This window comes from Pseudomonas sp. FR229a (assembly GCF_030209115.1).
In the GTDB taxonomy this organism is placed as follows: Bacteria; Pseudomonadota; Gammaproteobacteria; order Pseudomonadales; family Pseudomonadaceae; genus Aquipseudomonas; species Aquipseudomonas moraviensis_A.
Window position 1 is genome coordinate 270,427 of record NZ_JARVSP010000006.1, and the last position, 24,869, is coordinate 295,295.

General features: G+C 60.3%; 22 protein-coding genes. 11 read left to right on the forward strand and 11 right to left on the reverse strand.

The window, feature by feature from the left end; genetic code table 11:
• Positions 1–135 precede the first annotated feature (135 nt).
• Together QRN33_RS05755 and tal are read left to right on the forward strand one after the other, a co-directional pair.
• A complete protein-coding gene (locus tag QRN33_RS05755; RefSeq protein ID WP_042609057.1) occupies positions 136–1,092 on the forward strand; it encodes a cellulase family glycosylhydrolase in 957 nt (318 codons plus the stop codon).
• A 202-nt stretch (positions 1,093–1,294) separates the two neighbouring features.
• A complete protein-coding gene (gene tal / locus QRN33_RS05760; RefSeq protein ID WP_041477315.1) occupies positions 1,295–2,221 on the forward strand; it encodes a transaldolase in 927 nt (308 codons plus the stop codon).
• 121 nt (positions 2,222–2,342) lie between these two features.
• Here the strand turns inward: tal and rssC are convergent, their stop codons facing one another.
• The 3 genes from rssC to QRN33_RS05775 form a co-directional block, all read right to left on the reverse strand.
• A complete protein-coding gene (rssC, locus tag QRN33_RS05765; RefSeq protein ID WP_003226553.1) occupies positions 2,343–2,825 on the reverse strand; it encodes an anti-sigma factor antagonist RssC in 483 nt (160 codons plus the stop codon).
• Positions 2,822–4,006, reverse strand: coding sequence for a two-component system response regulator RssB (gene rssB, locus QRN33_RS05770; RefSeq protein WP_064361422.1), 1,185 nt, complete (start codon positions 4,004–4,006; stop codon positions 2,822–2,824). Before rssB ends, rssC begins: the two co-directional genes overlap by 4 nt.
• 343 nt (positions 4,007–4,349) lie before the next feature.
• On the reverse strand, positions 4,350–5,039 hold the full coding sequence (locus QRN33_RS05775; protein WP_042609055.1) for an MlaA family lipoprotein: 690 nt from the start codon (positions 5,037–5,039) through the stop codon (positions 4,350–4,352).
• A gap of 198 nt (positions 5,040–5,237) precedes the next feature.
• Here QRN33_RS05775 and pcrP point away from each other — a divergent pair, with 198 nt between their 5' ends.
• Together pcrP and QRN33_RS05785 are read left to right on the forward strand one after the other, a co-directional pair.
• The gene (pcrP, locus tag QRN33_RS05780; protein WP_285407557.1) at positions 5,238–5,858 is read left to right on the forward strand and encodes an HAD superfamily inactivated hydrolase PcrP; all 621 of its coding nucleotides are present in this window, start codon (positions 5,238–5,240) and stop codon (positions 5,856–5,858) included.
• 108 nt (positions 5,859–5,966) lie between these two features.
• Entirely contained in the window at positions 5,967–6,230 is a 264-nt protein-coding gene (locus QRN33_RS05785; RefSeq protein WP_042609053.1) for a DUF4404 family protein, read from the forward strand.
• A 165-nt stretch (positions 6,231–6,395) separates the two neighbouring features.
• On the opposite strand, the gene queF is transcribed toward QRN33_RS05785, so the two are convergent.
• Together queF and copI are read right to left on the reverse strand one after the other, a co-directional pair.
• Positions 6,396–7,226, reverse strand: coding sequence for an NADPH-dependent 7-cyano-7-deazaguanine reductase QueF (gene queF / locus QRN33_RS05790; RefSeq protein ID WP_083352315.1), 831 nt, complete (start codon positions 7,224–7,226; stop codon positions 6,396–6,398).
• A 61-nt stretch (positions 7,227–7,287) separates the two neighbouring features.
• Positions 7,288–7,821, reverse strand: coding sequence for a copper-resistant cuproprotein CopI (gene copI / locus QRN33_RS05795; RefSeq protein WP_116657881.1), 534 nt, complete (start codon positions 7,819–7,821; stop codon positions 7,288–7,290).
• Between the two features lie 165 nt (positions 7,822–7,986).
• Between copI and QRN33_RS05800 the strand changes: the two genes are divergently transcribed.
• Entirely contained in the window at positions 7,987–8,667 is a 681-nt protein-coding gene (locus QRN33_RS05800) for a heavy metal response regulator transcription factor (RefSeq protein WP_042609050.1), read from the forward strand.
• Positions 8,667–10,016, forward strand: a complete 1,350-nt coding sequence (locus QRN33_RS05805) for a heavy metal sensor histidine kinase (protein WP_285407560.1) — start codon at positions 8,667–8,669, stop codon at positions 10,014–10,016. The genes QRN33_RS05800 and QRN33_RS05805 overlap by 1 nt, the downstream gene beginning before the upstream one ends.
• 98 nt (positions 10,017–10,114) lie before the next feature.
• Here QRN33_RS05805 and QRN33_RS05810 read toward each other — a convergent pair whose 3' ends face one another.
• From QRN33_RS05810 to QRN33_RS05820, 3 genes are all read right to left on the reverse strand, one after another.
• Positions 10,115–11,359 (reverse strand): lipoprotein-releasing ABC transporter permease subunit, encoded by a 1,245-nt coding sequence (locus QRN33_RS05810; RefSeq protein ID WP_064361429.1) that lies wholly within the window; start codon positions 11,357–11,359, stop codon positions 10,115–10,117.
• A gap of 63 nt (positions 11,360–11,422) precedes the next feature.
• Positions 11,423–12,121: a lipoprotein-releasing ABC transporter ATP-binding protein LolD gene (lolD, locus tag QRN33_RS05815; RefSeq protein ID WP_024013628.1), complete on the reverse strand. Its 699-nt coding sequence runs from the start codon at positions 12,119–12,121 to the stop codon at positions 11,423–11,425.
• The gene (locus tag QRN33_RS05820; RefSeq protein ID WP_024013629.1) at positions 12,114–13,364 is read right to left on the reverse strand and encodes a lipoprotein-releasing ABC transporter permease subunit; all 1,251 of its coding nucleotides are present in this window, start codon (positions 13,362–13,364) and stop codon (positions 12,114–12,116) included. Before QRN33_RS05820 ends, lolD begins: the two co-directional genes overlap by 8 nt.
• Before the next feature lie 94 nt (positions 13,365–13,458).
• Here QRN33_RS05820 and QRN33_RS05825 point away from each other — a divergent pair, with 94 nt between their 5' ends.
• Together QRN33_RS05825 and QRN33_RS05830 are read left to right on the forward strand one after the other, a co-directional pair.
• Positions 13,459–14,040 carry a PilZ domain-containing protein gene (locus QRN33_RS05825; RefSeq protein WP_042609045.1) on the forward strand — a complete coding sequence of 194 codons (582 nt, stop codon included), beginning with the start codon at positions 13,459–13,461 and terminating at the stop codon, positions 14,038–14,040.
• Positions 14,041–14,054: 14 nt separating this feature from the next.
• Positions 14,055–14,777 carry a glycerophosphodiester phosphodiesterase gene (locus QRN33_RS05830; RefSeq protein ID WP_007910500.1) on the forward strand — a complete coding sequence of 241 codons (723 nt, stop codon included), beginning with the start codon at positions 14,055–14,057 and terminating at the stop codon, positions 14,775–14,777.
• Positions 14,778–14,819: 42 nt separating this feature from the next.
• On the opposite strand, the gene sthA is transcribed toward QRN33_RS05830, so the two are convergent.
• On the reverse strand, positions 14,820–16,214 hold the full coding sequence (gene sthA, locus QRN33_RS05835; protein ID WP_016775479.1) for a Si-specific NAD(P)(+) transhydrogenase: 1,395 nt from the start codon (positions 16,212–16,214) through the stop codon (positions 14,820–14,822).
• Between the two features lie 201 nt (positions 16,215–16,415).
• A complete protein-coding gene (locus QRN33_RS05840; RefSeq protein WP_285407581.1) occupies positions 16,416–17,462 on the reverse strand; it encodes an FAD:protein FMN transferase in 1,047 nt (348 codons plus the stop codon).
• Between the two features lie 75 nt (positions 17,463–17,537).
• On the opposite strand from QRN33_RS05840, the gene QRN33_RS05845 reads away from it, so the two are divergent.
• Positions 17,538–18,836, forward strand: a complete 1,299-nt coding sequence (locus QRN33_RS05845; protein ID WP_285407565.1) for an MFS transporter — start codon at positions 17,538–17,540, stop codon at positions 18,834–18,836.
• Positions 18,837–19,005: 169 nt separating this feature from the next.
• Here the strand turns inward: QRN33_RS05845 and QRN33_RS05850 are convergent, their stop codons facing one another.
• Positions 19,006–20,469, reverse strand: a complete 1,464-nt coding sequence (locus QRN33_RS05850) for a glyceraldehyde-3-phosphate dehydrogenase (RefSeq protein ID WP_285407567.1) — start codon at positions 20,467–20,469, stop codon at positions 19,006–19,008.
• A gap of 354 nt (positions 20,470–20,823) precedes the next feature.
• On the opposite strand from QRN33_RS05850, the gene mfd reads away from it, so the two are divergent.
• Positions 20,824–24,273, forward strand: coding sequence for a transcription-repair coupling factor (gene mfd / locus QRN33_RS05855; RefSeq protein ID WP_024013632.1), 3,450 nt, complete (start codon positions 20,824–20,826; stop codon positions 24,271–24,273).
• A gap of 10 nt (positions 24,274–24,283) precedes the next feature.
• Complete coding sequence (locus tag QRN33_RS05860; RefSeq protein WP_042609042.1) at positions 24,284–24,865, forward strand: CsiV family protein; 582 nt, start codon at positions 24,284–24,286, stop codon at positions 24,863–24,865.
• Positions 24,866–24,869: the final 4 nt, after the last annotated feature.

A 24,869-nucleotide genomic window follows, 5' to 3' on the forward strand; every position in this document is an offset into this window, starting at 1 on the left:
TAAAAATAACTGTGATTTTCAGTTGCTGTTTTCCTGACAAAAAATAACATTCACGCACTTAGTGCCATCATCGTTATCGGAAATTGAGTAACGGGATAAATATTCGTAGTTGTCATTCTCTTCAGGAGAGCAGACATGAAATCAGCACAGCGCAATAAACTCGCCGCCCTCGTCCTGATGGCAATCGGTGCCACGAGTCAGGTTCATGCCAGTGAGCTGTTCCCCAACCTTCCAGCGAAAACCATCGGCGTTCAGGTGAAGATCCAGAGCTTTACCGCTGCCGATGCCGCGCAGATCAAAGCAGCAGGTTTCAGCTTTGTGCGCTTCGGCGTGTGGAGCGACAGCCTCACCGCCAAGGCTTATCAGAAACAGGTCAGCGACGCCTTCGCCGCCGCTGCTTCCGCCGGGCTGCCGGTGTTGCTGACCGTGCGCGCTATCAAGGCTTTGCCCGCCACTTCGCCCGCTGAACTGAACGCAGCCGGTGCTACGTTTGCCAACGCCGTGACCGGGCTGGAAAAATCCTGGAGTTCGCAATTAGTCGCGATCGAAATCTGGAACGAGCCGGATCTGGAAACCTACTGGCCAACCCGCAATTTCGACACCACGTTCGTGCCGTTCATGGCAGGTATGTGCAAGGCCTTCGAAGGCCAGCCGCAGACGACACCGCGCGTCGGTTTCGGCTTCGCCCGGCCGCCAAGCGCCGGCTCGGCTTCGACGGTGGCGCTGAAAAGCATCGTCAGCGATTACCCCAAATGCCTCAACGCGGTGTCCTATCACCCTTACGGCATGACCGCTACGCAGATCAGCAACGCGCAGACGTTTATCCAGCAGAACTTCAATCTGCCGGGGGTCATCAGTGAGTGGGGAGTTTCCGCCCTCGCCTCCAACGGCGGGCCTGAGGGACAGGCGACCAGGATCAACGCGTTTATCGCTGACGTTAAACGTCTGAATATCCCGCTGACATCTATCTATGAATGGCGCAACAGTGATTCAGGCAGCAATGATCGCGAGAAGAACTTCGGCTTTCTCACTTCCGACGGTCAGCCAAAACCGGCACGCTTGTCCGTGGAAGGTTTGTTGAACGCTGAGTAGGGCTTGGGCAACCGGTCTGTTCACAGGTCGGTTGCTTTGAACCTGTGGGCTGTTTTGGCATCGTATTCATCGACACCGCGCCCCGCCTTTCAAACAATCGTTTTCAGGTTGTTGCCGCAGGGGCCATCGATCCACGAATGCACCCTTGAGTGCCCGTCAGCGCTCGGGTAATGTCTTCAGACCCATAGGATAGAGCACGCCCATGACTTCCAAGCTGGAACAACTCAAACAGTTCACCACCGTGGTTGCCGACACCGGCGACTTCGAAGCGATCGCCCGGGTCAAACCGGTCGACGCCACCACCAACCCTTCCCTGCTGCTCAAGGCCTCGGCGATTCACGGTTACGCCGAACTGCTGAACGATTGCGTCCGCGACTGCAAGGGCGATGTCGGCCTGGCCAGCGACCGTTTCGGCGTCGCAGTGGGCAAGGAAATCCTCAACGTGGTTCCGGGCCGCATTTCCACTGAAGTGGATGCGCGCCTGTCCTTCGACCAGGACGCGATCCTCAAGCGTGCACACCGCCTGATCGAGCTGTACGACAAGGCTGGCGTCGGCCGCGACCGCGTGCTGATCAAGATCGCCTCGACCTGGGAAGGTATCCGCGCCGCCGAGATCCTCGAGAAAGAAGGCATCCAGACCAACCTGACCCTGCTGTTCTCCTTCGCCCAGGCCGCCGCCTGCGCCGACGCCGGTGTCTTCCTGATTTCGCCGTTCGTGGGCCGCATCTACGACTGGTACAAGAAGGCCAACGGTAACGACTACACCGGTGCCGATGATCCGGGCGTGCAGTCGGTGACGCGCATCTACAACTACTACAAGGCCAATGATTACAAGACCGTGGTCATGGGCGCGAGCTTCCGCAACATCAACCAGATCGAGCAACTGGCCGGCTGCGATCGCCTGACCATCAGCCCGGAACTGCTGGAAAAACTCGCCGCCGACACCGGCAAGCTGGAACGCAAACTGGCACCGGGCAACGCCGGGGAAGCGCGTCTGAGCCTCAACGAAGCGCAATTCCGCTGGTTGTCCAATGAAGACGCGATGGCCACCGAGAAACTGGCTGAAGGCATCCGTCAGTTCGCACGCGACCAGGAGAAGCTGGAAGCGTTGCTGCAGGCCAAGCTGTGATTTGAGTTTGTAGAATGCAAAAAGGGCGAACCTGAGAGGGTTCGCCCTTTTTTGTGTACACGCAATTCGCTGTCAGCCCGTCACCTGTGGCGAGGGAGCTTGCTCCCTCGCCACAGGGCCATCAGTGTCTTTCGAGGGCATTCACCAGATCATGAAACGCCTCACGATTGGAATCGTTCAGGCCCATGAGAATCTTGTGCGCTTCCAGCACTTTGATGCGCACCACCTCTTCCGACTGATCCTGATCCGGCAGGTCGTCCAGGCACTCCGGGCACGGCACCGGGTGGTTGACGATGTTGAATACCTGCTCGAAGCCCATCGACTGCAACAGCCGGGTGATGTCTTCGTGGGTGGTGACAACCGTCGGCAACAGACCGACCTTCTGCCGCGACAGGATCGACAGTTTGGCCAGCAGGCCGAGGGTGGTGCTGTCGATGCTGCGGGTTTCGGTCAAATCGATCACGATCGCGTTGAAGTTCAGCGCGGTGAAGATTTTCTCAATAGTCGCATCCAACGCCGAACACAGGGTCAGGCGAACTTCACCGACGAACTTCAGGACGAAGGTGCCGTCCTGCTCGGCGAACTGGATTCTACCGGTACTCATTGAAGATTCCTGCTCAACACCAACAGGGCGATATCATCCGGCATCTCCCCTAGCGTGGCCAAACCAAACACTTGCCGCAGACCATCCAGGCTGCCGCCCGCTGACTTCACCCGTTCGGGCAAAGCAGCCTCTTTTTCTTTGAGCGTTGCTTCCGGCAAAAGGTCCAGAATGCCATCAGACATCAGCGTCAGGCTGAACGTCGGCGGCAGCTCAAGCACGTGGTCTTCGTAGGTGGCTTCATTGAACAGCCCCACCGGCAGACCACGACCTTCGAGATAACGAACACTGTCAGGCGTGTACAACACAGGCAACGGCAGATGGCCGCCGATGCTATAGGTCAACAAACCGGTCTCCTCGTCGATGACTCCACCGACCATTGTGACGTGTTTACCCAGCTTACAACTGATCAGCCCCCGGTTGATATGACCGAGCACTTCCGAAGGCTTGAACTCCGGCAAGGTACCGCTGCGTTTCGATTCGAAGAGCAGGCGCGTGGTCATGAACTTCAACAGCACAGTGACGAAGGCGGATGACGCGCCATGCCCGGAAACATCCGCCAGGTAGAACGCGACCCGACGCTCGTCGACGCGGAAATAGTCGACAAAATCACCCGACAGGTACAACGACGGGATGATCTGGTGGGCAAAGTTGAATTCGTCGATGCTCCACGGGCTGTCCGGCAGCATGTTCATCTGCACCTGGCGACCGGCGTTCTGGTCTTCCTGGAGCAGGTTCAGGCTGGCTTCGAGCTCGCGGTTGGCCTTTTCCAGCTTCTCGCGATAACGCTGGTTTTCCAGTAGCAGCCGCGCACGATCCAGGGCCCGGCGCACAGAGTGCTCGAGCACAGCCAGATCTTCGAGAGGCTTGATCAGGTAATCCGCCGCGCCGAGGCGCAGGGCCTCGACCGCGTCGTTCATCACCCCGGCACCCGAGACCACGATCACCGGCGTTTGCGGCGAGCGCTCGGTGACCTGACGGATCAGTTCGAGACCGCCCATCTGCGGCATGCGCAGATCGCAGATCACCAGATCGGGCTCGTCTTGCTCGAATACCTGAAGACCCTGTTGACCGTTGCCGGCCTGCAGGACGCTGAAACCACTGTCTTCCAGATAGGCCGCGAGGCTCGCGCGCACTACCTCGTCATCATCGATTATCAGCAGCGTGGCACTGGTTTTTGGCATGTGGGCAAACGGCGCCAGAATTAGGTTGGCGTAGTGAGCGGGGCAACGGCCCTGCGCAGACTACTGGATTCGCTTTCTAGCCTCTCTGCTGCAGCGCTTTCAAGCATTCGCCTGGCGCGCGGTTTTAAACAGAGGTGCCCTTCTAAGGCGCAGACGGTACTCCCATCCGCAGAGCGTTTCAAGCATGCGCCGATTGTCGCTTGACGACTTTGTTTGTCAAATCACCGGGAGTTATAAGAACCGCTGTAAACGTAACCCGATGGAAGGTAGCGGCAGTCGATGGCGATGCTCTTGCGCAGACAAAAAAGGCGACCCGAGGGTCGCCTTTTTGGCATCGGTCGAATCAGAAATCGTCTTCGACTTGTCCGTCCTTCACCTTGAACTCGCGGTTCTGCAGGTAAGCGTTGCGGATGAAGGTGTACTTGTCGCCGCTGATCAGCTTCTCACTCGACAGCAGGCTGGCGCGGGTGTCGACGATGTTGAGGCCGAAGATCGAGTTACGCGTCGGCACGTGATCGATGTAGCGGTACATCCCGGTGTAGCTGTCGACGTATTTCGACGGTGCGTCACGCAGGGTGCTCGGGCCCATCAGCGGCAGCATCACGTACGGGCCGCTGCCCACGCCCCAGTAACCGAGGGTCTGACCGAAGTCTTCGTCGCTGCGGTTCAGGCCCATCTGGGTGCCGACGTCGAAGAAGCCGAGCAGACCGAAGGTGGTGTTGAAAATCAGTCGGGCGGTATCAACGCCCGCTGCAGCCGGTTTGGCCTGGAGAATATTGTTCGCCAGGTTGGTGACGTCACCGACGTTGCGGAACATGTTGTGAATGCCATCTTCAACGAACTGCGGGGTGACGAACTCATAACCCTGCGCCAATGGCTTCAGCGCGTAGGTGTCAACGAAGTCGTTGAACCGGAATATCGGCCGGTTGACGCTTTCCCAAGGGTCTTCTTCCGTGGCCGCCTGAGTGGCGAACGGCGCCAGCAACAGGCTGGCACATACACTTAGCTGAGCGAGCGAAGGGCTCCAGCGCATAGAAAAACTCCTTGGATTTGATACTGGCGCGGACCTCGGGGCCCAGGCATTAAGGCCGCTAGTATAAGCGTAAACGGCGATTTGGGCAGTCTGCCAGGCAAGGATATGCAGGAAGTTTCCTACGTCGTCTTTCACAGGGCTGTCATGCAACTGTCACCCGCGCGCCATAGCCTTGAGCGTTATTTCAGGGACGTTGCCATGACTCACGCCGAAACCTTGCCCGTCGCCGCGCCCAGTTTGACTGCCGTGCTGTTCGGCCTGAGCGGTTGCCTGGTGGATTTCGGTTCCTGCGCCGCGCAACAGCTCACCGCCGGGCCGGAACACGCCGAAGCCACCCCGGGCGCGCTCGATAGCCTGAAAAGCTTGCAGCGCCAGCGGATACCCTGTGCCTGGCTCGACGAATTGCCCCCCGCCCTCGCTCATTCACTGGCCGCTTCGCTGCCAACCTGGATCAAGCCGACGCAACATTCAGCAACAATGAATCCATGGCCGGCACCCAATGCGTGTTGGCAAGCATTGATGGATCTGAACATCGACCGCCTCGATGGCTGCGTGCTGGTCAGCGGTGAGCCGCGTCTGTTGCAGGCCGGCCTGAATGCCGGACTGTGGACAATTGGCCTGGCGTCCTGCGGCTCGTTGTGCGGCCTGAGCCCGAGCGAATGGCAGGCGCTCTCGCAAGCGGAACGCGAACAGTTGCGCGGCAAGGCGACCGTGCAGTTGTTCAGCCTTGGCGTGCACTCAGTGATCGATCATCTCGGCGAACTGGATGCCTGTCTTGCCGACATCTGCTCGCGCCGCGCCAAAGGCGAAAAGCCCTGACCAACGTCATGCAGGTTCACCGAGAGTGGATTAATCTAAAGGTCAGGCATAGACCTTTGGCGCGCGGCTGCGGTCAATGCCAGTGCCTATTGATAAAAGGAAACCACCATGCCCGCCCAAGAACTGCAAAAACAGCTCGATACCCTGCGCGAGCAGCTGGAACAGAATCCACCGCTGTCGGAAGTCGAGCGTGAAGATCTGCGTGCGTTGATGGCGCAGATCGAATCGGAAATCCAGCTGGAAACTGCCACCCAGGACGCGAGCATTGCCGATGGTGTGAACCTGGCAGTGGATCGCTTTGAGCTTGAACATCCAGCTATCGCCGGCACCCTGCGCAACATCGTCAACGCGCTGGGCAGCATGGGCATCTGACGCCCCGCCGCGCAAAAAAGCCCTGCCAGCGATGGCAGGGCTTTTTCATTTCCACAATTTGAAACGCAATCTCCTGCAGGAGTGAGCCTGCTCGCGATAGCGGTGGACCATTCGACATCAACGTTGAATGTCAGTCAGCTATCGCGAGCAGGCTCACTCCTACAGTTACTGACGCACCAGACGATGGTTCGGCAGTTGCACCTCTTCAGTGCTGCGATACGGGTTGATATCCAACCCGCCGCGCCGAACGTATCGCGCAAATACAGTGAGCTTCTGCGGCTTCAGCAACCGCTGCAGATCAAGAAAAATCCGCTCCACACACTGTTCATGGAAATCCGAGTGCTGGCGGAAGCTGACGATGTATTCCAGCAGGCTGGCGTGATCCAGCGCCGCGCCGCGATATTCCACCACCACGCTGCCCCAGTCCGGCTGGCTGGTCACCGGGCAGTTGGATTTGAGCAGATGGCTGTGCACGCTCTCTTCAACGATTCGCGAATCGTCGCAACGCAGCAATTCCGGGCGCGGATGTTCGTAGTTGCTGACACTGATATCCAGATCGTCGATGCACACGCCCGGCAGTGCCACGACGCCTTCAGCCTCAACGTCCTTCAAACTGCGAACCCGCACGCCCACCGGTTTGCCGGCGGCGGCGGACAGATCCTTGACCAGCGTCGCCTCCAGCGTGGCGACGTCGGCGAACGGCGTCTGGTTCAGCGAGTTGAGGTACAGCTTGAACGACTTCGATTCGATGATGTTCGGCGAGTCCGCCGGGATGCTGAATTCGGCGATCGCCACCACCGGTTTGCCCGACGGCAGCAGCCACGACAGCTCGAAGCAGTTCCAGAAATCTACGCCTTTATACGGCAGGGTTTCGGCGCTCAGGCCCAGCTCTGCCCATTTCGCGGTGCGCGGAATCGGGAACAGCAGGGACGGCGTGTAGGTGGCGATGTATTCGCTGGATTTGCCCAGCGGCGAATGTTCGGCTGCGGGATGCATGGCGGAAACCTGACTGAAGAATCAGCGGATTCTACCAGCCTTTGCCCGCGCCTTTGAGTGCTTACTGACTGACTGTCAGGTTGCCGACCATGCCCGCCTGGTAATGCCCCGGAATATTGCAGGCGAACTCAAGCGCCGTGGCCTTGCTGAAGGTCCAGGTCAACTCCGCGGATTTACCCGGTTCGACCAATACACTGTTGGGGTCGTCGTGTTTCATTCCGTGGCCCATCGCCGCGTGATCCATGCCCGCCATGTCGTGGGACATTTCTTTTATCCCCGTCGGCGTGAGCATGCCGCTCTGCTGCATCTGTAACATTTCCTGCTGGTGACTGGCATGCATCGCCGCGTCACCCAAGTTGAATTCGTGCAGCAACTGGCCTTTATTCACCAGCACAAAGCGAACCGTCTCACCCGCCTTGACCTGTATGGTTTTCGGATCGAAGTTCATGTCGCCCATGACGATTTCGATACTGCGCGTGGCCTGGCTGACCGCTGCCGGCTGGCCGAAAGCGTAGGTGTGCGCCGGTGTCGCCCAGGCTGGCGAACTCAATGCCAGCAGACAAGCCACTACTGTAAGAGATGTGCGAAAAAACATGGTCACGCTCCAGCAAGAGAAGGTTCAGCCTGTGGGAAACTCTAACCACCCTGGGCTGGCACCGACCTGACAGACAGATTACAACTTTGTCAGCTTGGCGCTTATCGCCGGATCTCACGGTATAACGCCCTCGTCCTTCTAAATACCCCCCCGTCCGAGTCGCCCATGAAACTGTTGATCGTTGAAGACCAAGCCAAAACCGGGCAATACCTGCGTCAGGGCCTGACCGAGGCCGGGTTCAATACCGAGCTGGTGGCAGACGGCATCAGCGGCCAGCAATTGGCCTTGAGCGGCGAGTACGCGCTGCTGATCCTCGATGTGATGCTGCCCGGACGCAATGGCTGGCAGATTCTGCAAGCGGTGCGCAGCGCCGGCCTCGACACGCCGGTACTTTTTCTGACGGCCAAGGACGCCGTGGAGGACAGGGTTCACGGCCTCGAACTGGGTGCTGACGATTATCTGGTCAAGCCATTCGCCTTCTCCGAACTGCTCGCCCGGGTGCGCAGCCTGTTGCGGCGCGGCAGCGCGATCGCCCAGGAAACCAGCCTGCAACTGGCCGATCTGCGCCTGGATCTGATCCGCCGCCGGGTCGAACGCAGCGGCCAACGCATCGACCTGACCGCCAAGGAGTTCGCCCTGCTGGAAATGCTCCTGCGCCGCCAGGGTGAGGTCCTGCCGAAATCGCTGATCGCTTCGCAGGTCTGGGACATGAATTTCGACAGCGACACCAACGTCATCGAAGTGGCGATCCGCCGCTTGCGCCTGAAGATCGACGACGACTTCCCCAACAAACTGATCCACACCGTGCGCGGCATGGGTTACGTGCTCGAAGAGCGTGCGCTGTGATGCGTCACTTGTCCCTGAGCACGCGCCTGGCCCTGTTGTTTGCCGCCTGCACCGCGGTGGTCTCGCTGTTCGCCGGGGTACTGTTCGACCGCGCCAGCGAGGCGCACTTCATCGAGCTCGATCAGCAACAACTGGAGGCTAAGCTGATCGGCCTGCGCCGCGCCTTGCAGGATCTCCAGCCTGCCCAGCGCGAAGCGCGGCTGGCCGATGAGCTGAGCCGCCAGGCCGACTTGTCGTTGCGCATCACCAGCGGCGACGGTCAGCACTGGTACGACAGCTCGGTGCAGATCCCCAAGAGTCTGCCGCTGCAAACTGGCCTGTCGACCATCAGCCATGACGGCACCGACTACCGTGTACTCCGCGCCCCGCTCTACCCGGACACAGCCGATTCGCCGCAACTGACGCTGCTGCTGGATATCACCCATCACCAGCATTTCCTTGCGCGCATGCAGCATCTGATCTGGCTGACCGTCGGCCTGTCAGCGCTAGCCACGGCGTTGCTCGGTGCCTGGGCCGCGCGCAGCGGACTGCGCCCGTTGCGGCGGATAAGCGCGGTGGCCCGTGGGATTTCTGCGCAATCGCTGAATGCCCGACTGCCTGAAGAGAAAATGCCGCCAGAGCTTGCGGAAATGGCCCACAGTTTCAACACCATGCTCGCTCGCCTCGACGACTCGTTTCAGCGCCTCTCGGCGTTCTCCGCGGACATCGCCCATGAACTGCGCACGCCACTGTCGAACCTGCTCACCCACACCCAGGTCACCCTCACCCGTCCGCGGGCACTGGAGGATTACCGCGAAGCGCTGCACAGCAACCTCGAAGAGCTGCAATGGATGGCGCAACTGGTCAACGACATGCTCTACCTCGCGAAGGCCGATCACGGCCTGCTGATGCCCAAGCGCGAACCGCTGGAACTGGCGGACGAGGCTGACATGTTGCTGGAGTTTTTTGCGCCATTGGCCGAAGACGCTCGCGTTAACCTGAGTCGTGAGGGGGCGGCGCGTATCGAGGGTGATCGCGGCATGTTGCGCCGGGCCTTGTCGAATCTGCTGGATAACGCGCTGCGCTTTACCCCGGCTGAAGGTGATGTTCGGCTGAGCATTGTCGAGCAGCCGCAGGCTGTACGCGTTTGCGTCGAGAACAGTGGTGAGGGGATTTCAGGGCAATTACTGCAACGTCTGTTTGACCGGTTCTATAGAGCGGATCCGGCGCGGCAGGAAGGCAGCAGTGAGCATGCGGGCTTGGGGCTGGCAATTACCCAGTCGATCGTCCGTGCGCATGGCGGGACGATTCATTGCGAATCTGAAGCGGGCTGGACGCGGTTTGTGATCGAATTGCCAACGGAAGAATGAGGCCAGCAGTACCGGCCCTATCGCGAGCAGGCTCACTCCTACAGAGGGAACGCATTCCAATTGTAGGAGTGAGCCTGCTCGCGAAAGCGGTCTAAAGGCTACGAATATCTCAAGGCATGCGCCGGTTCGATCTTCGCCGCCCGCCACGCCGGATACACCGTCGCCAGAAAGCTCAGAACGAAGCCCGCCGAGCAGATCAACAGCACGTCGCCGCCCTGCAGTTCCGAGGGCAGGTTGCTGACGAAATACACGTCCGAACTGAAGATGTGCTGCCCGGTCACGCGCTCGACCCAGCCGACCAGTTCGCTGACATTGAGCGCGGCGATAACGCCCAGCACGCCACCGATGATGGTGCCGACAATGCCGATCACCGTGCCCTGCACCATGAAGATCGCCATGATCTGCCGCGGTGTGGCGCCGATGGTGCGCAGGATCGCGATGTCGGCGCCCTTGTCGTTCACCACCATGATCAGCGTCGCGATGATGTTGAACGCTGCCACCGCGACGATCATCAGCAACAGCAGGCCGATCATGGTTTTTTCCATTTTCATCGCGCTGAACAGGCTGCCCTGGGTGTGGGTCCAGTCGTCAGCCTTGAAGTCGGCGCCAAGGCCACCGGCAATGTCCGCAGACACCTTCGGCGCGGCGTACAGATCCTTGACTGCAAGGCGCACGCTCTGCACCTGATTCGGCTGCCAATGCTGCATGGTCGCGGCATCGGCGACATGGATCAGGCCCATCGAACCGTCCAGCTCGGCACCGACCTTGAACACGCCAACCACATTCAGGCGCTGCATGCGCGGAGTAATGCCTCCCGGCGCGGTGCTGACTTCCGGAACGATCAGGGTGATCTTGTCGCCGACGTTCAGGCGGAAACGCCGCGCGGTGATTTCACCGATCACCACGCCAAATTCGCCCGGTTTCAGAGCATCAAGACGCCCTTGGACGATGTGCTGAGCAACGATCGACACCTTGCCTTCTTGGGCCGGGTCGACGCCGCTGATCTGGATCGGCTGCATCGAACCCTTGTACGAAAGCATGCCTTCCATTTCGGTGAATGGCACGGCGGCGGTCACTTCGGGATTTTTCATCGCGGCGGCGGCCACCGGTTGCCAGTCGTCGATCGGCTTGACGCCGACGATGGTCGCGTGGGGCACCATGCCGAGGATGCGCGAGCTCATTTCGCGCTGAAAACCGTTCATCACCGACAGCACCACGATCATCGCCAGCACGCCAAGGGCGAGGCCGATCATCGAGGTCATCGAAATGAATGAAACAAAGCGATTGCGGCGCTTGGCGCGGGTATAGCGCGTGCCGATAAAGATCGATAACGGTCTGAACATTCGCTGGGGCACCGTGTAGAAATAAAAGACCCGGCGCCGTTACGAGCGCCGGGTTTCAGCCAGTCAGATGGGGGTGAGGCAGCCTTCCTGCAGCTGCAGAACGCGATCCATCTGGCGAGCCAGGTTCATGTCGTGCGTCACCACCAGGAACGCCGTGCGCATCGACGTGCTCAGCTCGAGCATCAGATCCTGAATGCCTTCGGCGGTGTGCAGGTCGAGGTTGCCGGTTGGCTCATCGAGCATCACCAGCCCCGGGTTGTTGACCAGGGCACGAGCGATGGCTACGCGCTGACGTTCGCCGCCGGACAGTTCCGCCGGCTTGTGCTCGAGGCGATGACCCAGACCGACCCGCTCCAGCAACGCCGTGGCACGCTGGCGCGCCTCCGGGATGGCGGTCTTGCCGATCAACAGCGGCATGCAGACGTTTTCCAGCGCAGTGAATTCCGGCAGCAGGTGGTGAAACTGATAAACGAAGCCGAGCGCGCGGTTGCGCAGCAGGCCGCGCTTCTTCTCGCTCAACGCCGACAGCTCTTCGCCATCGAGCCAGACGCTGCCCTTGCTCGGCGTATCGAGACCGCCGAGCAGGTTGAGCAAGGTACTTTTGCCGGAACCGGATTTACCCACGATCGCCACGCGCTCGCCCGGATGCAACTCCAGTTGCAGGCCGGCCAGCACTTGTACCGACTCAGGGCCTTCCTCGTAGGATTTGCCCAGGTTACGGCAGCTCAGAATTGCTTGTTCACTCATGCCCGACTCACTCATAACGTAACGCCTCCGCCGGCTGGGTGCGCGCGGCACGCCAGGCGGGATACAGGGTGGCGAGGAAACTCAGGACCAACGCAGCGGCGCAGACCATGACGACGTCCTGGCTCTGTACCTGCGAAGGAAGATAATCAATGAAATACACGTCAGCATTAAGGAACTTGTGGCCGATCAGCCCTTCAAGCGCCGAAATCGCCGCACTGACATTCAGCGCCGCGAGAATCCCGACCACCGCGCCGATGGCCGTGCCAACCACTCCGATCACCGTGCCCTGAACCATGAACGTGCGCATGATCGTGCCCGGTGTGGCGCCGAGAGTGCGCAGAATGGCGATGTCGCCCTTCTTGTCGTTCACCACCATCACCAGCGTGGAAATGATGTTGAACGCGGCGACGGCGACAATCAGCAGCAACAGCAGACCGATCATGGCTTTTTCCATGCGAATTGCCTGATACAGGTTGCCGTGGGTGCGGGTCCAGTCGCGGGCGTAGTAACGGTCCTCGCCGAGCTGCTGGGCGATGTTCCACGCCTCGCGCGGGGCCTGGAACAGGTCGTCGAACTTCAGACGCAGGCCCTGCACCTGATCGGCTTTCCAGCGGTGCATTTTCGCCAGATCCTGCAGATTGGTCACGCCGAGGTAGCCATCGAGCTCACCGGCGCCGACATGGAAAATGCCGACCACGGTGAAGCGCTTCATGCGCGGGAACATCCCGGCCGGGGTGACGCTGACCTCCGGCGCGACAAAAGTAACCTTGTCGCCGATGCCGACGCCAAGCTTGGTCGCGGCCTTGTCGCCAATGACGATGCCGAAGCTGCCGGGCGTCAGGTCGTCGAGTTTGCCCTGCTTCATGAAGTTGTCGATGATCGACACATTGCGCTCGAGCGCAGGATCAATGGCATTGAGCAACACTTTGGAGACCTGACCGTTATTGGTCAGCAGGCCCTGCATTTGGGTGAACGGCGCTACTGCCGTGACCTGCCGGTTCTGCTTGACCTTATCGGCCAGGCTCTGCCAGTCATTGATCGGCTCGCCGGTCTCGAGAGTAGCGTGGGGCACCATGCCCAGCACGCGGGTGCGCATCTCATGGTCGAAGCCGTTCATCACCGACAGTACGACGATCATCACGACCACGCCAAGGGCGAGCCCGATCATCGAAGTCAGGGAAATGAATGACACAAAATGATTGCGACGCTTTGCACGGGTATAACGCGTGCCGATAAATACGAAGAGAGGTCTGAACATGTCGGGGCTTGTTCGGAGGGAAAAGGAACGTCCTTGTGGCGGGGGTCGAAAACCAGCTTTACACTCAGACCACCGCCGCTACCATGGGTTCGCCATGTCGACATTAGATGAAGAAGATCGCCGCGAATACTACCGTATCGAGGACACGATCGCACTGGAAATTCGGCCCCTGTCCGCTCCCGAAGCCGCAGGCCAGGAAGTGTTGCAGGATGCTTCCCCACTGTTCAACCTGCTCAGCGAATTGCACCTGAGCGAATTCGAGTCGCAGCACCTGCTGCGGCAGATCAGCGAGCGCGACCGCGCCATCGCTGCATTTCTCAAATCGCAGAACAAACGCATCGACCTGCTCAGCCAGGTGATCGCCCTGACCGCGCTCGGCCACATCGGCGAGCCGCAGCCGGTGATCATCTCCGAAGGCGGGATCGACTTTCAGTACCCGACCCCGATCGCCACCGGCGCGCACCTGTCGGTGAAACTGGTGCTGATGCCGCAGGCGCTGGGCCTGCTGCTGCGCGCCCGGGTCACGCATTGCGATCCCAAGGGCGATGGCTATGACGTCGGCACCGAGTTCGAACGCCCGACCGATGCGCAGCGCCAGTTGCTTGCGCGCTACATCTTGCAAAAGCAGGCTCAGGAACGCCGTCTGGCCCGCGAACAGAACGAATCTGGCATTTAACTTAAGGAAGCACCGTGACCCTCATCTACGGCCACCGCGGCGCCAAGGGCGAAGCACCGGAAAACACCCTGAGCAGCTTTCAGGAATGCCTCAAGCACGGCGTGCGCCGCTGCGAACTGGATCTGCACCTGTCCAAGGACGGCGAGCTGATGGTCATCCATGACCCGACGCTCAAGCGCACCACCGAACGCCGCGGCAAAGTCGTCGAGCACACCGCTGCCGAACTGGTGACCTATGACGCGCGCAAGGGTGGCCCGGGCTGGATCAAGCCGTGCCCGATTCCGACGCTGGAAGAGTTGTTCGAGAAGTGTGATTTCGAGCACTGGCAGCTGGAAGTCAAAAGCGCTTCGCGCACCCGCGCGGCGACTACCGTGCTGGCGATTCGGGAAATGGCTCAGCGCCACGGACTGCTCGACAAGGTGACGATCACCTCGAGTTCGCGGGAAGTCTTGAAGGCAGCGCTGGATCTGGTACCGGACGTGTCGCGTGGCCTGGTGGCCGAATACGCCTGGCTCGATCCGTTGAAGGTTGCCGCCAGCTACGGCTGCGAGATTCTCGCCTTGAACTGGACGCTGTGTACGCCGGAACGCCTGCAGAAGGCGCAGCGTCAGGGCCTGCATGTGTCGGTGTGGACCGTCAACGAGCCTGCACTGATGCGCAGACTCGCCGACTTCGGCGTTGACAGCCTGATTACAGACTTTCCCGGTTTGGCCACTGCCACCCTTGAGAATTGCTGAAATCGGTCTCCCCGGCCGGCTCAGGCCACCGGCCGGAGCCCGTCAAAAAAGCCGGTTGAGGCCGTCGTACGCTGCTACCCGATAGGCTTCGGCCATGGTCGGGTAGTTGAACGTAGTGTTGACGAAATACTTCAGGGTGTTCAGCTCGCCCGGCTGGTTCATGATCGCCTGACCGATGTGAACGATCTCCGACGCCTGATAACCGAAGCAGTGCACACCGAGCACTTCCAGCGTCTCGCGGTGGAAGAGGATTTTCAGCATGCCTTGCGGCTCGCCGGCAATCTGCGCCCGCGCCATGCTCTTGAAGAAGGCCTTGCCGACTTCGTAGGGCACTTTGGCCTGGGTCAGCTCCTGCTCGTTCTTGCCGATCGAGCTGATCTCCGGAATCGTGTAGATGCCGGTCGGTACGTCATTGACGAAGCGCCAGCTGCCATTGTCGACGATGCTGCCAGCGGCCGAACGACCCTGGTCGTGGGCGGCACTCGCCAGGCTTGGCCAGCCGATCACGTCACCGGCGCCGTAGATGTTCTCCACGCAGGTGCGGTAGTTCTGGTCGACTTCGATCTGGCCACGGCTGTTGACCTTGACCCCGATGTTTTCCAGACCCAGCGTGTCGGTGTTGCCGGTACGGCCGTTGCACCAGAGCAAGGCATCGGCCTTGATCTTCTTGCCGGACTTGAGGTGCAGGATCACACCGTTGTCCACGCCTTCGACGCGGTCGTACTCTTCGTTGTGGCGCACGGTGATGTTGTTGTTGCTGAAGTGGTAGCTCAGCGCCTGGGAAATTTCCGAGTCGAGGAAGCTCAGTAACTGGCCCCGGTTGTCGACCAGTTCGACCAGCACACCCAGACCACTGAAGATCGACGCGTATTCGCAACCGATCACACCAGCGCCGTAAACGATCAGTTTGCGCGGGGTGTGGCCGAGGCTGAGGATGGTGTCGCTATCGTAGATACGCGGGTGGTGGAAATCGATGTCCGCCGGGCGATACGGACGCGAACCGGTGGCGATGATGATGTGCTTGGCGACCAGTTTTTCGACCACGCCGTTGCCGCAGACCACTTCGATGGTTTGCTCGTCGGCAAAGCTGCCGGTGCCGAAGAACACGTCAACGCGGTTACGGGCGTAGTAGCCGGTGCGCGAAGCGACTTGCTTGGAAATGACTTTCTCGGCGCTTTTCAACACGTCCGGGAAGGAGAACCAGCGTGGCTCGCCGATCGCGCGGAACATCGGGTTGGTGTTGAACTGCATGATCTGCCGCACCGAGTGACGCAGTGCCTTGGACGGGATGGTGCCGAGGTGGGTGCAGTTGCCGCCGACCTGGCGACGGCTGTCGACCATCGCGACCTTGCGCCCCGCTTTGGCGGCGTTCATTGCCGCGCCTTCTCCCGCCGGGCCGGAACCCAGTACCACCACGTCGTAGTTGTAGACAGCCATGCGTACTCCTCAGAACAGGCCGCGATGCCAGCAGCACCGGCGGCTAAATCACGCCGAACGGCGGCGCGAAGGAACAATTGGGGGCCAGTGAAGAACCCGGACACAGTCTATAGAAGCGTCAACGCCGCGCACATTAACCCTTGGTCGCGTCGTAGGCTACTTTTGCCTGCACTACAACGCCAGCTTTCGTCTTGTCTTCAGTCAGTTTTTTTCGTCGACAAGCTGCGCAAATGCCTGACTGCTGCGGGTGACGAAACCTGTATCGGCACGCAGGACAAAGAATGCAGCAATGTCATGCTTTTCGGCATAGTCCTGCGCCCTTTCCGGCCCGAGAATCAGCAACAGCGTCGATAGTCCATCGGCCATCAACGCTGAAGGATGAATCACCGTGACTGACGCCAGCTCATGTAGGACCGGTCGCCCATTGCGTGCATCGAAGGTGTGGGAATAACGCCGGCCGTCCTGCAGAAAATAGTTGCGGTAGTCGCCGGAGGTGGATACGCCGTAACCATCGACATCGATAATCCGCTCGGCCACTTGCTGGTCATCCCGGGGCTCTTCGACGGCGATGCGCCACGCTGAGCCATCTGGCTTGCTGCCCTTGGCTTTGAGTTCGCCCGTGGCTTCGACCAGGTAATTGGCGATGCCCATGCCCTGCAATCTGGCGGCGATGGCATCCACAGCATAACCGGCGGCGATGCTGTTGAAGTCGACTTCGACAGCGGCGTCCTTGCACAAACGGTTGCCGTCGATACGCAGATGCTGATGGCCGACCCGCTGCATGACCTCGGCCAGAGCAATCTCATCGGGGATGATCTCTTCGCGTCCTTGCGGGCCAAATCCCCAAAGATTCATCAGTGGTTCCACGGTCAGATCGTAGGAACCTTCGCTTTGCGTCGAAAGCTGCTCACCGACGCGGATCAACTCAAGCACCGCTGCCGGCATCGATTGGCAACTGTCGGCAGGCAACGAGTTGAAACGCTCGATGGCTGAGTCACTTCGGTAAGTCGACATCTGTTGATCGACTTCACCGAGGATGGCCTCCACTTCGCCGCGCACCTGTGCAGGATCGGCAACCCCGGCGTGGCGCACATACTTGACCGACCAGGTGCTGCCCATGGTCGAGCCGCCGACCTGTTCCAGGGAATCGCCGTTGCCGCAGCCGCCGATTGCCCCCGCCAAGACCACAAGCCCCAACCAGCGTCCAGTTAACAATTCTTCATCTCCCCGCAAAACCACGGCGGCCATTATGAACCACAAGCGCCTGCTCGCTTCCCCATGGCAGCAACGCCTTTATACAAAATTGAACAGTGAGTACCTCCCATGTCCTCCACCACGGGCAAAGGCAAAGCGATCTTTCGCGTTGTCAGCGGCAACTTCCTCGAAATGTTCGACTTCATGGTCTACGGCTTCTATGCCACGGCCATCGCCAAAACTTTCTTCCCCACCGACAGCGCGTTCGCTTCGCTGATGCTGTCGCTGGCGACCTTCGGTGCCGGCTTCCTGATGCGCCCGCTCGGGGCGATTTTTCTCGGCGCCTATATCGACCGTCACGGACGGCGCAAAGGGCTGATCATCACTCTGGCGATGATGGCCGCCGGTACAGTGCTGATTGCCTGCGTGCCCGGCTACGCGACGCTCGGCGTCGCCGCGCCGCTGCTGGTGTTGTTCGGCCGTCTGTTGCAAGGCTTCTCGGCGGGGGTGGAACTGGGCGGTGTGTCGGTGTATCTGGCGGAAATCTCCACGCCGGGGCGTAAAGGCTTTTTCGTCAGTTGGCAGTCCGCCAGCCAACAAGCTGCGGTGGTGTTCGCCGGCCTGCTCGGGGTGGGTCTGAATCACTGGCTGAGTCCGGAGCAAATGGGCGAATGGGGCTGGCGCGTACCGTTTCTGATTGGCTGCATGATCGTGCCGGTGATTTTCTTCATCCGTCGCTCGCTGGAGGAAACCCCGGAATTCCAGGCGCGCACCCACCGCCCTACCCTCGGCGAAATCGTCCGCTCGATCGGCCAGAACTTCGGCATCGTCATTGCCGGCATGGCACTGGTGGTGATGACCACGGTGTCGTTCTACCTGATCACCGCCTACACCCCGACGTTCGGCAAAGCCGAACTGCACCTGTCGGACCTCGATGCCTTGCTGGTGACCGTGTGCATTGGTTTGTCGAACTTCTTCTGGCTGCCGGTGATGGGCGCTGTTTCCGACAAGATCGGGCGAAAGCCCTTACTGCTGGCGGCGACGATTCTGGCGATCCTGACTGCGTATCCGGCGCTGTCGTGGCTGGTGGCGAATCCGAGCTTCAGCCATTTGCTGATTGTCGAACTGTGGCTGTCGTTCCTCTATGGCTCCTACAACGGCGCGATGGTGGTGGCGCTGACTGAGATCATGCCGGTGGAAGTGCGCACGACCGGGTTTTCACTGGCCTACAGCCTGGCGACGGCGACGTTCGGCGGGTTCACTCCGGCGGCGTGCACCTACCTGATTCATGTGCTGGACAACAAGGCAGCACCGGGCATCTGGCTCAGCGGCGCGGCGGTATTGGGCCTGGTTGCCACGCTGGTGTTGTTCCGTGGCAATCGGCATGAGTTGCGCACGGCGCAGGCTTCGGTTGCCAGCGGCGCCTGACGGAATGCTTTCGCGAGCAGGCTCGCTCCTACAGGGAATTGTGAACGCCCCCCCCCTGTAGGAGTGAGCCTGCTCGCGATGAGGCCTACGCAGGCAACACAACTCTATAAAGCAGACAAACAAAAACGCCCCGACAAAATGCCGGGGCGTTTTCATTCAAGCCTGAGGCTTAGCGCGGGAACGCTGGCGGATTCACATCAGCCATGTCTTCCATCACGCGAACCACCTGGCAGCTGTAGCCGAACTCGTTGTCGTACCACACGTACAGAACAACGCGGTTGTCCTGCACGATGGTCGCTTCAGCATCGACCACACCGGCGTGACGCGAGCCGACGAAGTCAGTCGACACAACTTCCTGCGAATTGACGAAGTCGATCTGCTTGTGCAGCTCGGAGTGCAGCGCCATGTAGCGCAGGTACTCGTTCATCTCTTCACGGGTGGCGGCTTTCTCAAGGTTGAGGTTGAGAATGGCCATCGACACGTTCGGCGTCGGCACACGAATCGCGTTGCCGGTCAGCTTGCCGGCCAGCTCTGGCAGCGCCTTGGCCGCAGCGGTGGCGGCGCCGGTTTCGGTGATCACCATGTTCAGCGCGGCGCTGCGACCACGGCGATCGCCCTTGTGGAAGTTGTCGATCAGGTTCTGGTCGTTGGTGTACGAGTGAACGGTTTCGACGTGACCGTTGATGATGCCGAACTTGTCATTCACAGCTTTCAGCACCGGCACGATGGCGTTGGTGGTGCAGGAAGCGGCGGACACGATCTTGTCGTCAGCGGTGATTTCACCGTGGTTGATGCCGTGAACGATGTTCTTCAGCTTGTCCTTGCCAGGCGCGGTCAGAACAACGCGGTCGATACCCGGGCAGGCCAGGTGCTGACCCAGGCCGTCGGCGTCACGCCATACACCGGTGTTGTCCACCAGCAGCGCGTCTTTGATGCCGTACTGGGTGTAATCCACCTCGGTCGGGTTCTTCGCGTAGATCACCTGGATCAGGTTACCGTTGGCGGTGATGGTGTTGTTTTCTTCGTCGATGGTAATGGTGCCGTTGAACGAACCGTGTACCGAATCGCGGCGCAGCAGGCTGGCGCGTTTGGTCAGGTCGTTCTCGGCGCCTTTGCGCACGACGATGGCACGCAGACGCAGACCGTCGCCACCACCGGTTTTCTCGATCAGGATGCGCGCCAGCAGACGGCCGATACGACCGAAGCCGTAAAGAACAACGTCAGTGCCTTTGCGGGCCGAGGCGTTTTGCTGACCAACCACGTCAGCCATCTCTTCACGCACGAACTGCTCGGCGCTGCGGCCGTTGCCTTCATTGCGGAATTTGAACGCCAGCTTGCCCAGATCCACCGACGCCGCGCCGAGCTTGAGCTCGCTCATGGCCTTGAGCAGTGGGAATGTTTCGTGGACGGAGAGTTCGCTGTCGTCGGAAGAACGGTGGCGAGCAAAGCGGTGAGCTTTGAGAATCGCGATGACAGACTGGTTGATCAGGCTGCGGCCATAGATCGAGCTAACCACGTTGTTATTGCGGTAGAGCTGACCGATAAGCGGGATCATCGCTTCTGCGAGTGCTTCACGGTCGATCCATTCACCAAGACACTGGTCGGGCTTCTGAGTCACGGTAACCTTCCACATGTAGGGGCAGAAAAAAGGGGCTACATTATGCCGCCGACAAGCCCTTTCAGCAATGCGCGCTTGTCGCGCAATCGGTAACAAAATCCCGTTCAAAAAATTTACGCCTTTCTCCAGCCCAGTAAAACCGGGGCTTTCAGCGCAGTCAATTTTTCGACGACTGTTAGACGATGTCTGTAACCCTCCGTAACACCGCGCGGTTTCGGCACTACATAACCACGAAAAAAGTGCCCGTTTTTATGGTTACCACTACATTTCGTCCAAACCGTGAAGATAGACGCAGTCTGCAACTGACAGGCGGCACCGGAGGCCGCTACAATTACCGACTTTGTCGCAACGCCTGGAGCTCAACCTTCCGTGCCTGTTCTGCGTCTACCGCTACTCCCTGCCGAAGCAGGTAAACAGCATTGGGGCAATCTGCCCGGTGCCGCCCTCAGCCTGGCGATTGCCGAGGCTGCCAGCGCTGCCAAGCGCTTTACCCTGCTGCTGACCGCCGACAGCCAAAGTGCCGAACGGCTGGAACAGGAGCTGAGTTTCTTCGCCCCGGATTTGCCCGTGCTGCATTTCCCCGACTGGGAAACCCTGCCCTACGACCTGTTCTCGCCGCACCAGGACATCATTTCCCAGCGCATCGCCAGCCTCTATCGCCTGCCGGAACTGGCCCACGGTGTGCTGGTGGTACCGATCACCACCGCCCTGCACCGTTTGGCGCCGACCAAATTCCTGCTCGGCAGCAGTCTGGTGCTGGATATCGGCCAGAAGCTCGACGTCGAACAGATGCGCGCGCGGCTCGAAGCCAGCGGCTATCGCTATGTCGACACGGTGTATGAGCACGGCGAGTTCACCGTACGCGGCGCGCTGATCGACCTGTTCCCGATGGGCAGCAAGCTGCCCTATCGCATCGACCTGTTCGACGACGAAATCGAAACCCTGCGCACCTTCGATCCGGAAACCCAGCGTTCGATCGACAAGGTCGAGTCGGTCAAGCTGCTGCCGGCTCGTGAGTTCCCACTGCAGAAAGACGCAGTCACCCGCTTCAAGGCACGCTTTCGCGAGCGCTTCGACGTCGACTTCCGCCGCTGCCCGATCTTTCAGGACCTGAGCAGCGGCATCACCCCGGCCGGTATCGAGTATTACCTGCCGCTGTTCTTCGACGAAACCTCGACCTTGTTCGATTACCTGCCCCAGGACACTCAGGTGTTCTCGCTGCCGGGCATCGAGCAAGCGGCGGAAAATTTCTGGAACGACGTACGCAACCGTTATGAAGAACGCCGCGTCGATCCTTCGCGTCCTTTATTGCCACCGGCCGAACTGTTCCTGCCGGTGGAAGACTGCTTTGCGCGCCTGAAGAACTGGCCGCGGGTCGTCGCCAGTCAGCAGGACGTTGAAAGCGGCGTGGGCCGTGAACGCTTCCCGGCGCACGCGCTGCCGGATCTGGCCATCGAAGCCAAGGCCACGCAACCGCTGGCGGCGCTGGCAGGTTTCCTCGAAGAATTCCCCGGTCGCGTGCTGTTCACCGCTGAGTCGGCGGGGCGTCGCGAAGTCCTGCTGGAACTGCTGGAACGTCTGAAGCTGCGGCCGAAAACCGTCGACAGCTGGCCGGACTTCGTCGCCAGCAAGGATCGTCTGGCGATCACTATCGCTCCGCTCGACGAAGGTCTGCTGCTCGACGACCCAGCACTGGCGCTGGTCGCGGAAAGTCCGCTGTTCGGTCAGCGCGTCATGCAACGTCGTCGCCGTGAGAAGCGCAGCGACGTCAGCAACGATGCGGTGATCAAGAACCTCACGGAGCTGCGCGAAGGCGCGCCGGTGGTGCATATCGATCACGGCGTCGGCCGCTACCTGGGCCTGACGATTCTGGAAATCGACAATCAGGCCGCCGAATTCCTCACCCTCGAATACGCCGAGAACGCCAAGCTCTACGTGCCGGTCGCCAACCTCCACCTGATCGCACGCTACACCGGCAGCGACGATTCGCTCGCGCCGCTGCATCGCCTCGGCTCGGAAACCTGGCAGAAAGCCAAGCGCAAAGCCGCCGAACAGGTGCGCGACGTCGCCGCTGAACTGCTCGACATTTATGCCCGTCGCGCCGCCCGTGAAGGTTATGCCTTCGCCGACCCGAAGGCCGATTACGCTACGTTCAGCGCCGGTTTCCCGTTCGAAGAAACTCCCGACCAGCAAGCCACCATCGAGGCCGTGCGCGAGGATATGCTCGCGCCGAAACCGATGGATCGCCTGGTCTGTGGCGACGTCGGCTTCGGCAAAACCGAAGTGGCCATGCGCGCCGCGTTCATTGCTGTGCACGGCGGTCGTCAGGTGGCAATTCTTGTGCCGACCACCCTCCTCGCCCAGCAGCACTACAACAGCTTCCGCGACCGCTTCGCCGACTGGCCGGTGACGGTGGAAGTGATGAGTCGCTTCAAGTCGGCCAAGGAAGTCAACGCGGCAATCGCCGATCTGGCGGAAGGCAAGATCGACATCGTTATCGGCACGCACAAGCTGCTGTCCGACGACGTGAAGATCAAAAACCTCGGGCTGGTGATCATCGACGAAGAACACCGTTTCGGCGTGCGCCAGAAGGAACAGCTCAAGGCCCTGCGCAGCGAAGTCGACATCCTGACCCTGACCGCCACGCCGATCCCGCGCACGCTGAACATGGCAGTGTCGGGCATGCGCGACCTGTCGATCATCGCCACTCCACCGGCGCGACGCCTGTCGGTGCGCACTTTCGTCATGGAGCAGAACAAGAGCACGGTCAAAGAGGCGTTGCTGCGTGAACTGCTGCGTGGCGGTCAGGTTTACTACCTGCACAACGATGTGAAGACCATCGAGAAATGCGCCGCCGACCTCGCCGAACTGGTGCCGGAAGCGCGTATCGGTATCGGCCACGGGCAGATGCGCGAGCGTGAACTCGAACAGGTGATGAGCGATTTCTACCACAAGCGCTTCAACGTGCTGATCGCCTCGACCATCATCGAGACCGGCATCGACGTGCCGAGCGCCAACACCATCATCATCGAGCGCGCCGACAAGTTCGGTCTGGCGCAACTGCACCAGTTGCGTGGTCGTGTCGGTCGCAGTCACCACCAGGCTTACGCCTACCTGCTGACGCCCCCGCGCCAGCAGATCACTTCGGATGCGGAAAAGCGTCTGGAGGCGATCGCCAATACCCAGGACCTCGGCGCCGGTTTCGTCCTGGCCACCAACGACCTGGAAATCCGTGGCGCCGGCGAACTGCTCGGCGATGGTCAGAGCGGGCAGATTCAAGCCGTGGGCTTCACCCTGTACATGGAGATGCTCGAGCGCGCGGTGAAGTCGATCCGCAAAGGCGAGCAACCCAACCTCGATCAACCGCTTGGCGGCGGCCCGGAAGTCAATCTGCGGGTGCCGGCGCTGATTCCGGAAGATTATCTGCCGGATGTGCATGCGCGACTGATTCTGTATAAACGCATCGCCTCGGCCACCGATGAGGAAGGGCTCAAGGATCTGCAGGTCGAGATGATCGACCGCTTCGGCCTGCTGCCGGAGCCGACCAAGAACCTGGTGCGGATCACCGCGTTGAAACTGCAGGCGGAAAAGCTCGGCATCAAGAAGGTCGATGGCGGGCCGCAAGGCGGACGCATCGAGTTCGAAGCGCAGACGCCGGTTGACCCGATGACCCTGATCAAGCTGATCCAGACGCAGCCCAAACGCTACAAGTTCGAAGGCGCAACGATGTTCAAATTCCAGGTGCCGATGGAGCGCCCGGAAGAACGTTTCAATACTGTCGAGGCGCTGTTTGAGCGCCTCATCCCGAAATCCGCTTGAAGGACGCCCGATGCGCCTGTTCCGCTCTCTGACTTTGTTGCTTGCCTCGCTCTTGATGACAGTGGCAGCACCAGCGGCGTTTGCCGATGACACGTATCAGGTCGAAATGATTCTGGTGCGCCAGAATGCCGTACCCGCAATCGTCAGCCGCGCCGCCCCGGAAGACTGGGCCGCTGGCGCCCAGCGTTTGGGCAACGACAGCCAGCGCACGCCCGCGCTCAATGATGTGGTAACCAAACTCACGGCCAGTGGCGAGTACACGGTGCTGATGCACAAAGCCTGGCAGCAGAGCCTCGGCGAAGCGCCAGCGAAAGTCGCGGTCAGTGAAGGTCAGGAGCAGTTCGGCCAGTTCCCCATCGAGGGCACGCTGGAAATGAAACTCGGCCGCTTCACCGACGTGACCGCCGATTTCTGGGTCAATCAGATCGACGCCAATGGCCTGGTCACCGCCAGTGAGCGTCTGCGCCAGGACAGCCACACCAAGAACGGCCAGCTCAACTACCTCGACAACGGTCATCTGGCCTTGCTGATCAAGATCACTTCCCTCACCGCGCCAGCGCCGCGGGAAGCGCCTGAAGTCGTGCCGGACTGATCGA

Excerpts from the sequence above, each read along its gene's own strand:
- sthA (WP_016775479.1), bottom strand. The coding sequence starts at position 16,214 with ATGGCTGTCTACAACTACGACGTGGTGGTACTGGGTTCCGGCCCGGCG.
- tal (WP_041477315.1), top strand. The coding sequence starts at position 1,295 with ATGACTTCCAAGCTGGAACAACTCAAACAGTTCACCACCGTGGTTGCC.
- QRN33_RS05820 (WP_024013629.1), bottom strand. The coding sequence starts at position 13,364 with ATGTTCAGACCTCTCTTCGTATTTATCGGCACGCGTTATACCCGTGCA.
- QRN33_RS05800 (WP_042609050.1), top strand. The coding sequence starts at position 7,987 with ATGAAACTGTTGATCGTTGAAGACCAAGCCAAAACCGGGCAATACCTG.
- copI (WP_116657881.1), bottom strand. The coding sequence starts at position 7,821 with ATGTTTTTTCGCACATCTCTTACAGTAGTGGCTTGTCTGCTGGCATTG.
- QRN33_RS05785 (WP_042609053.1), top strand. The coding sequence starts at position 5,967 with ATGCCCGCCCAAGAACTGCAAAAACAGCTCGATACCCTGCGCGAGCAG.
- QRN33_RS05845 (WP_285407565.1), top strand. The coding sequence starts at position 17,538 with ATGTCCTCCACCACGGGCAAAGGCAAAGCGATCTTTCGCGTTGTCAGC.
- lolD (WP_024013628.1), bottom strand. The coding sequence starts at position 12,121 with ATGAGTGAGTCGGGCATGAGTGAACAAGCAATTCTGAGCTGCCGTAAC.
- QRN33_RS05860 (WP_042609042.1), top strand. The coding sequence starts at position 24,284 with ATGCGCCTGTTCCGCTCTCTGACTTTGTTGCTTGCCTCGCTCTTGATG.
- QRN33_RS05810 (WP_064361429.1), bottom strand. The coding sequence starts at position 11,359 with ATGTTCAGACCGTTATCGATCTTTATCGGCACGCGCTATACCCGCGCC.
- queF (WP_083352315.1), bottom strand. The coding sequence starts at position 7,226 with ATGCATCCCGCAGCCGAACATTCGCCGCTGGGCAAATCCAGCGAATAC.
- QRN33_RS05755 (WP_042609057.1), top strand. The coding sequence starts at position 136 with ATGAAATCAGCACAGCGCAATAAACTCGCCGCCCTCGTCCTGATGGCA.
- QRN33_RS05775 (WP_042609055.1), bottom strand. The coding sequence starts at position 5,039 with ATGCGCTGGAGCCCTTCGCTCGCTCAGCTAAGTGTATGTGCCAGCCTG.
- pcrP (WP_285407557.1), top strand. The coding sequence starts at position 5,238 with ATGACTCACGCCGAAACCTTGCCCGTCGCCGCGCCCAGTTTGACTGCC.
- rssB (WP_064361422.1), bottom strand. The coding sequence starts at position 4,006 with ATGCCAAAAACCAGTGCCACGCTGCTGATAATCGATGATGACGAGGTA.
- QRN33_RS05840 (WP_285407581.1), bottom strand. The coding sequence starts at position 17,462 with ATGGCCGCCGTGGTTTTGCGGGGAGATGAAGAATTGTTAACTGGACGC.
- QRN33_RS05805 (WP_285407560.1), top strand. The coding sequence starts at position 8,667 with ATGCGTCACTTGTCCCTGAGCACGCGCCTGGCCCTGTTGTTTGCCGCC.
- rssC (WP_003226553.1), bottom strand. The coding sequence starts at position 2,825 with ATGAGTACCGGTAGAATCCAGTTCGCCGAGCAGGACGGCACCTTCGTC.
- QRN33_RS05825 (WP_042609045.1), top strand. The coding sequence starts at position 13,459 with ATGTCGACATTAGATGAAGAAGATCGCCGCGAATACTACCGTATCGAG.
- QRN33_RS05850 (WP_285407567.1), bottom strand. The coding sequence starts at position 20,469 with ATGTGGAAGGTTACCGTGACTCAGAAGCCCGACCAGTGTCTTGGTGAA.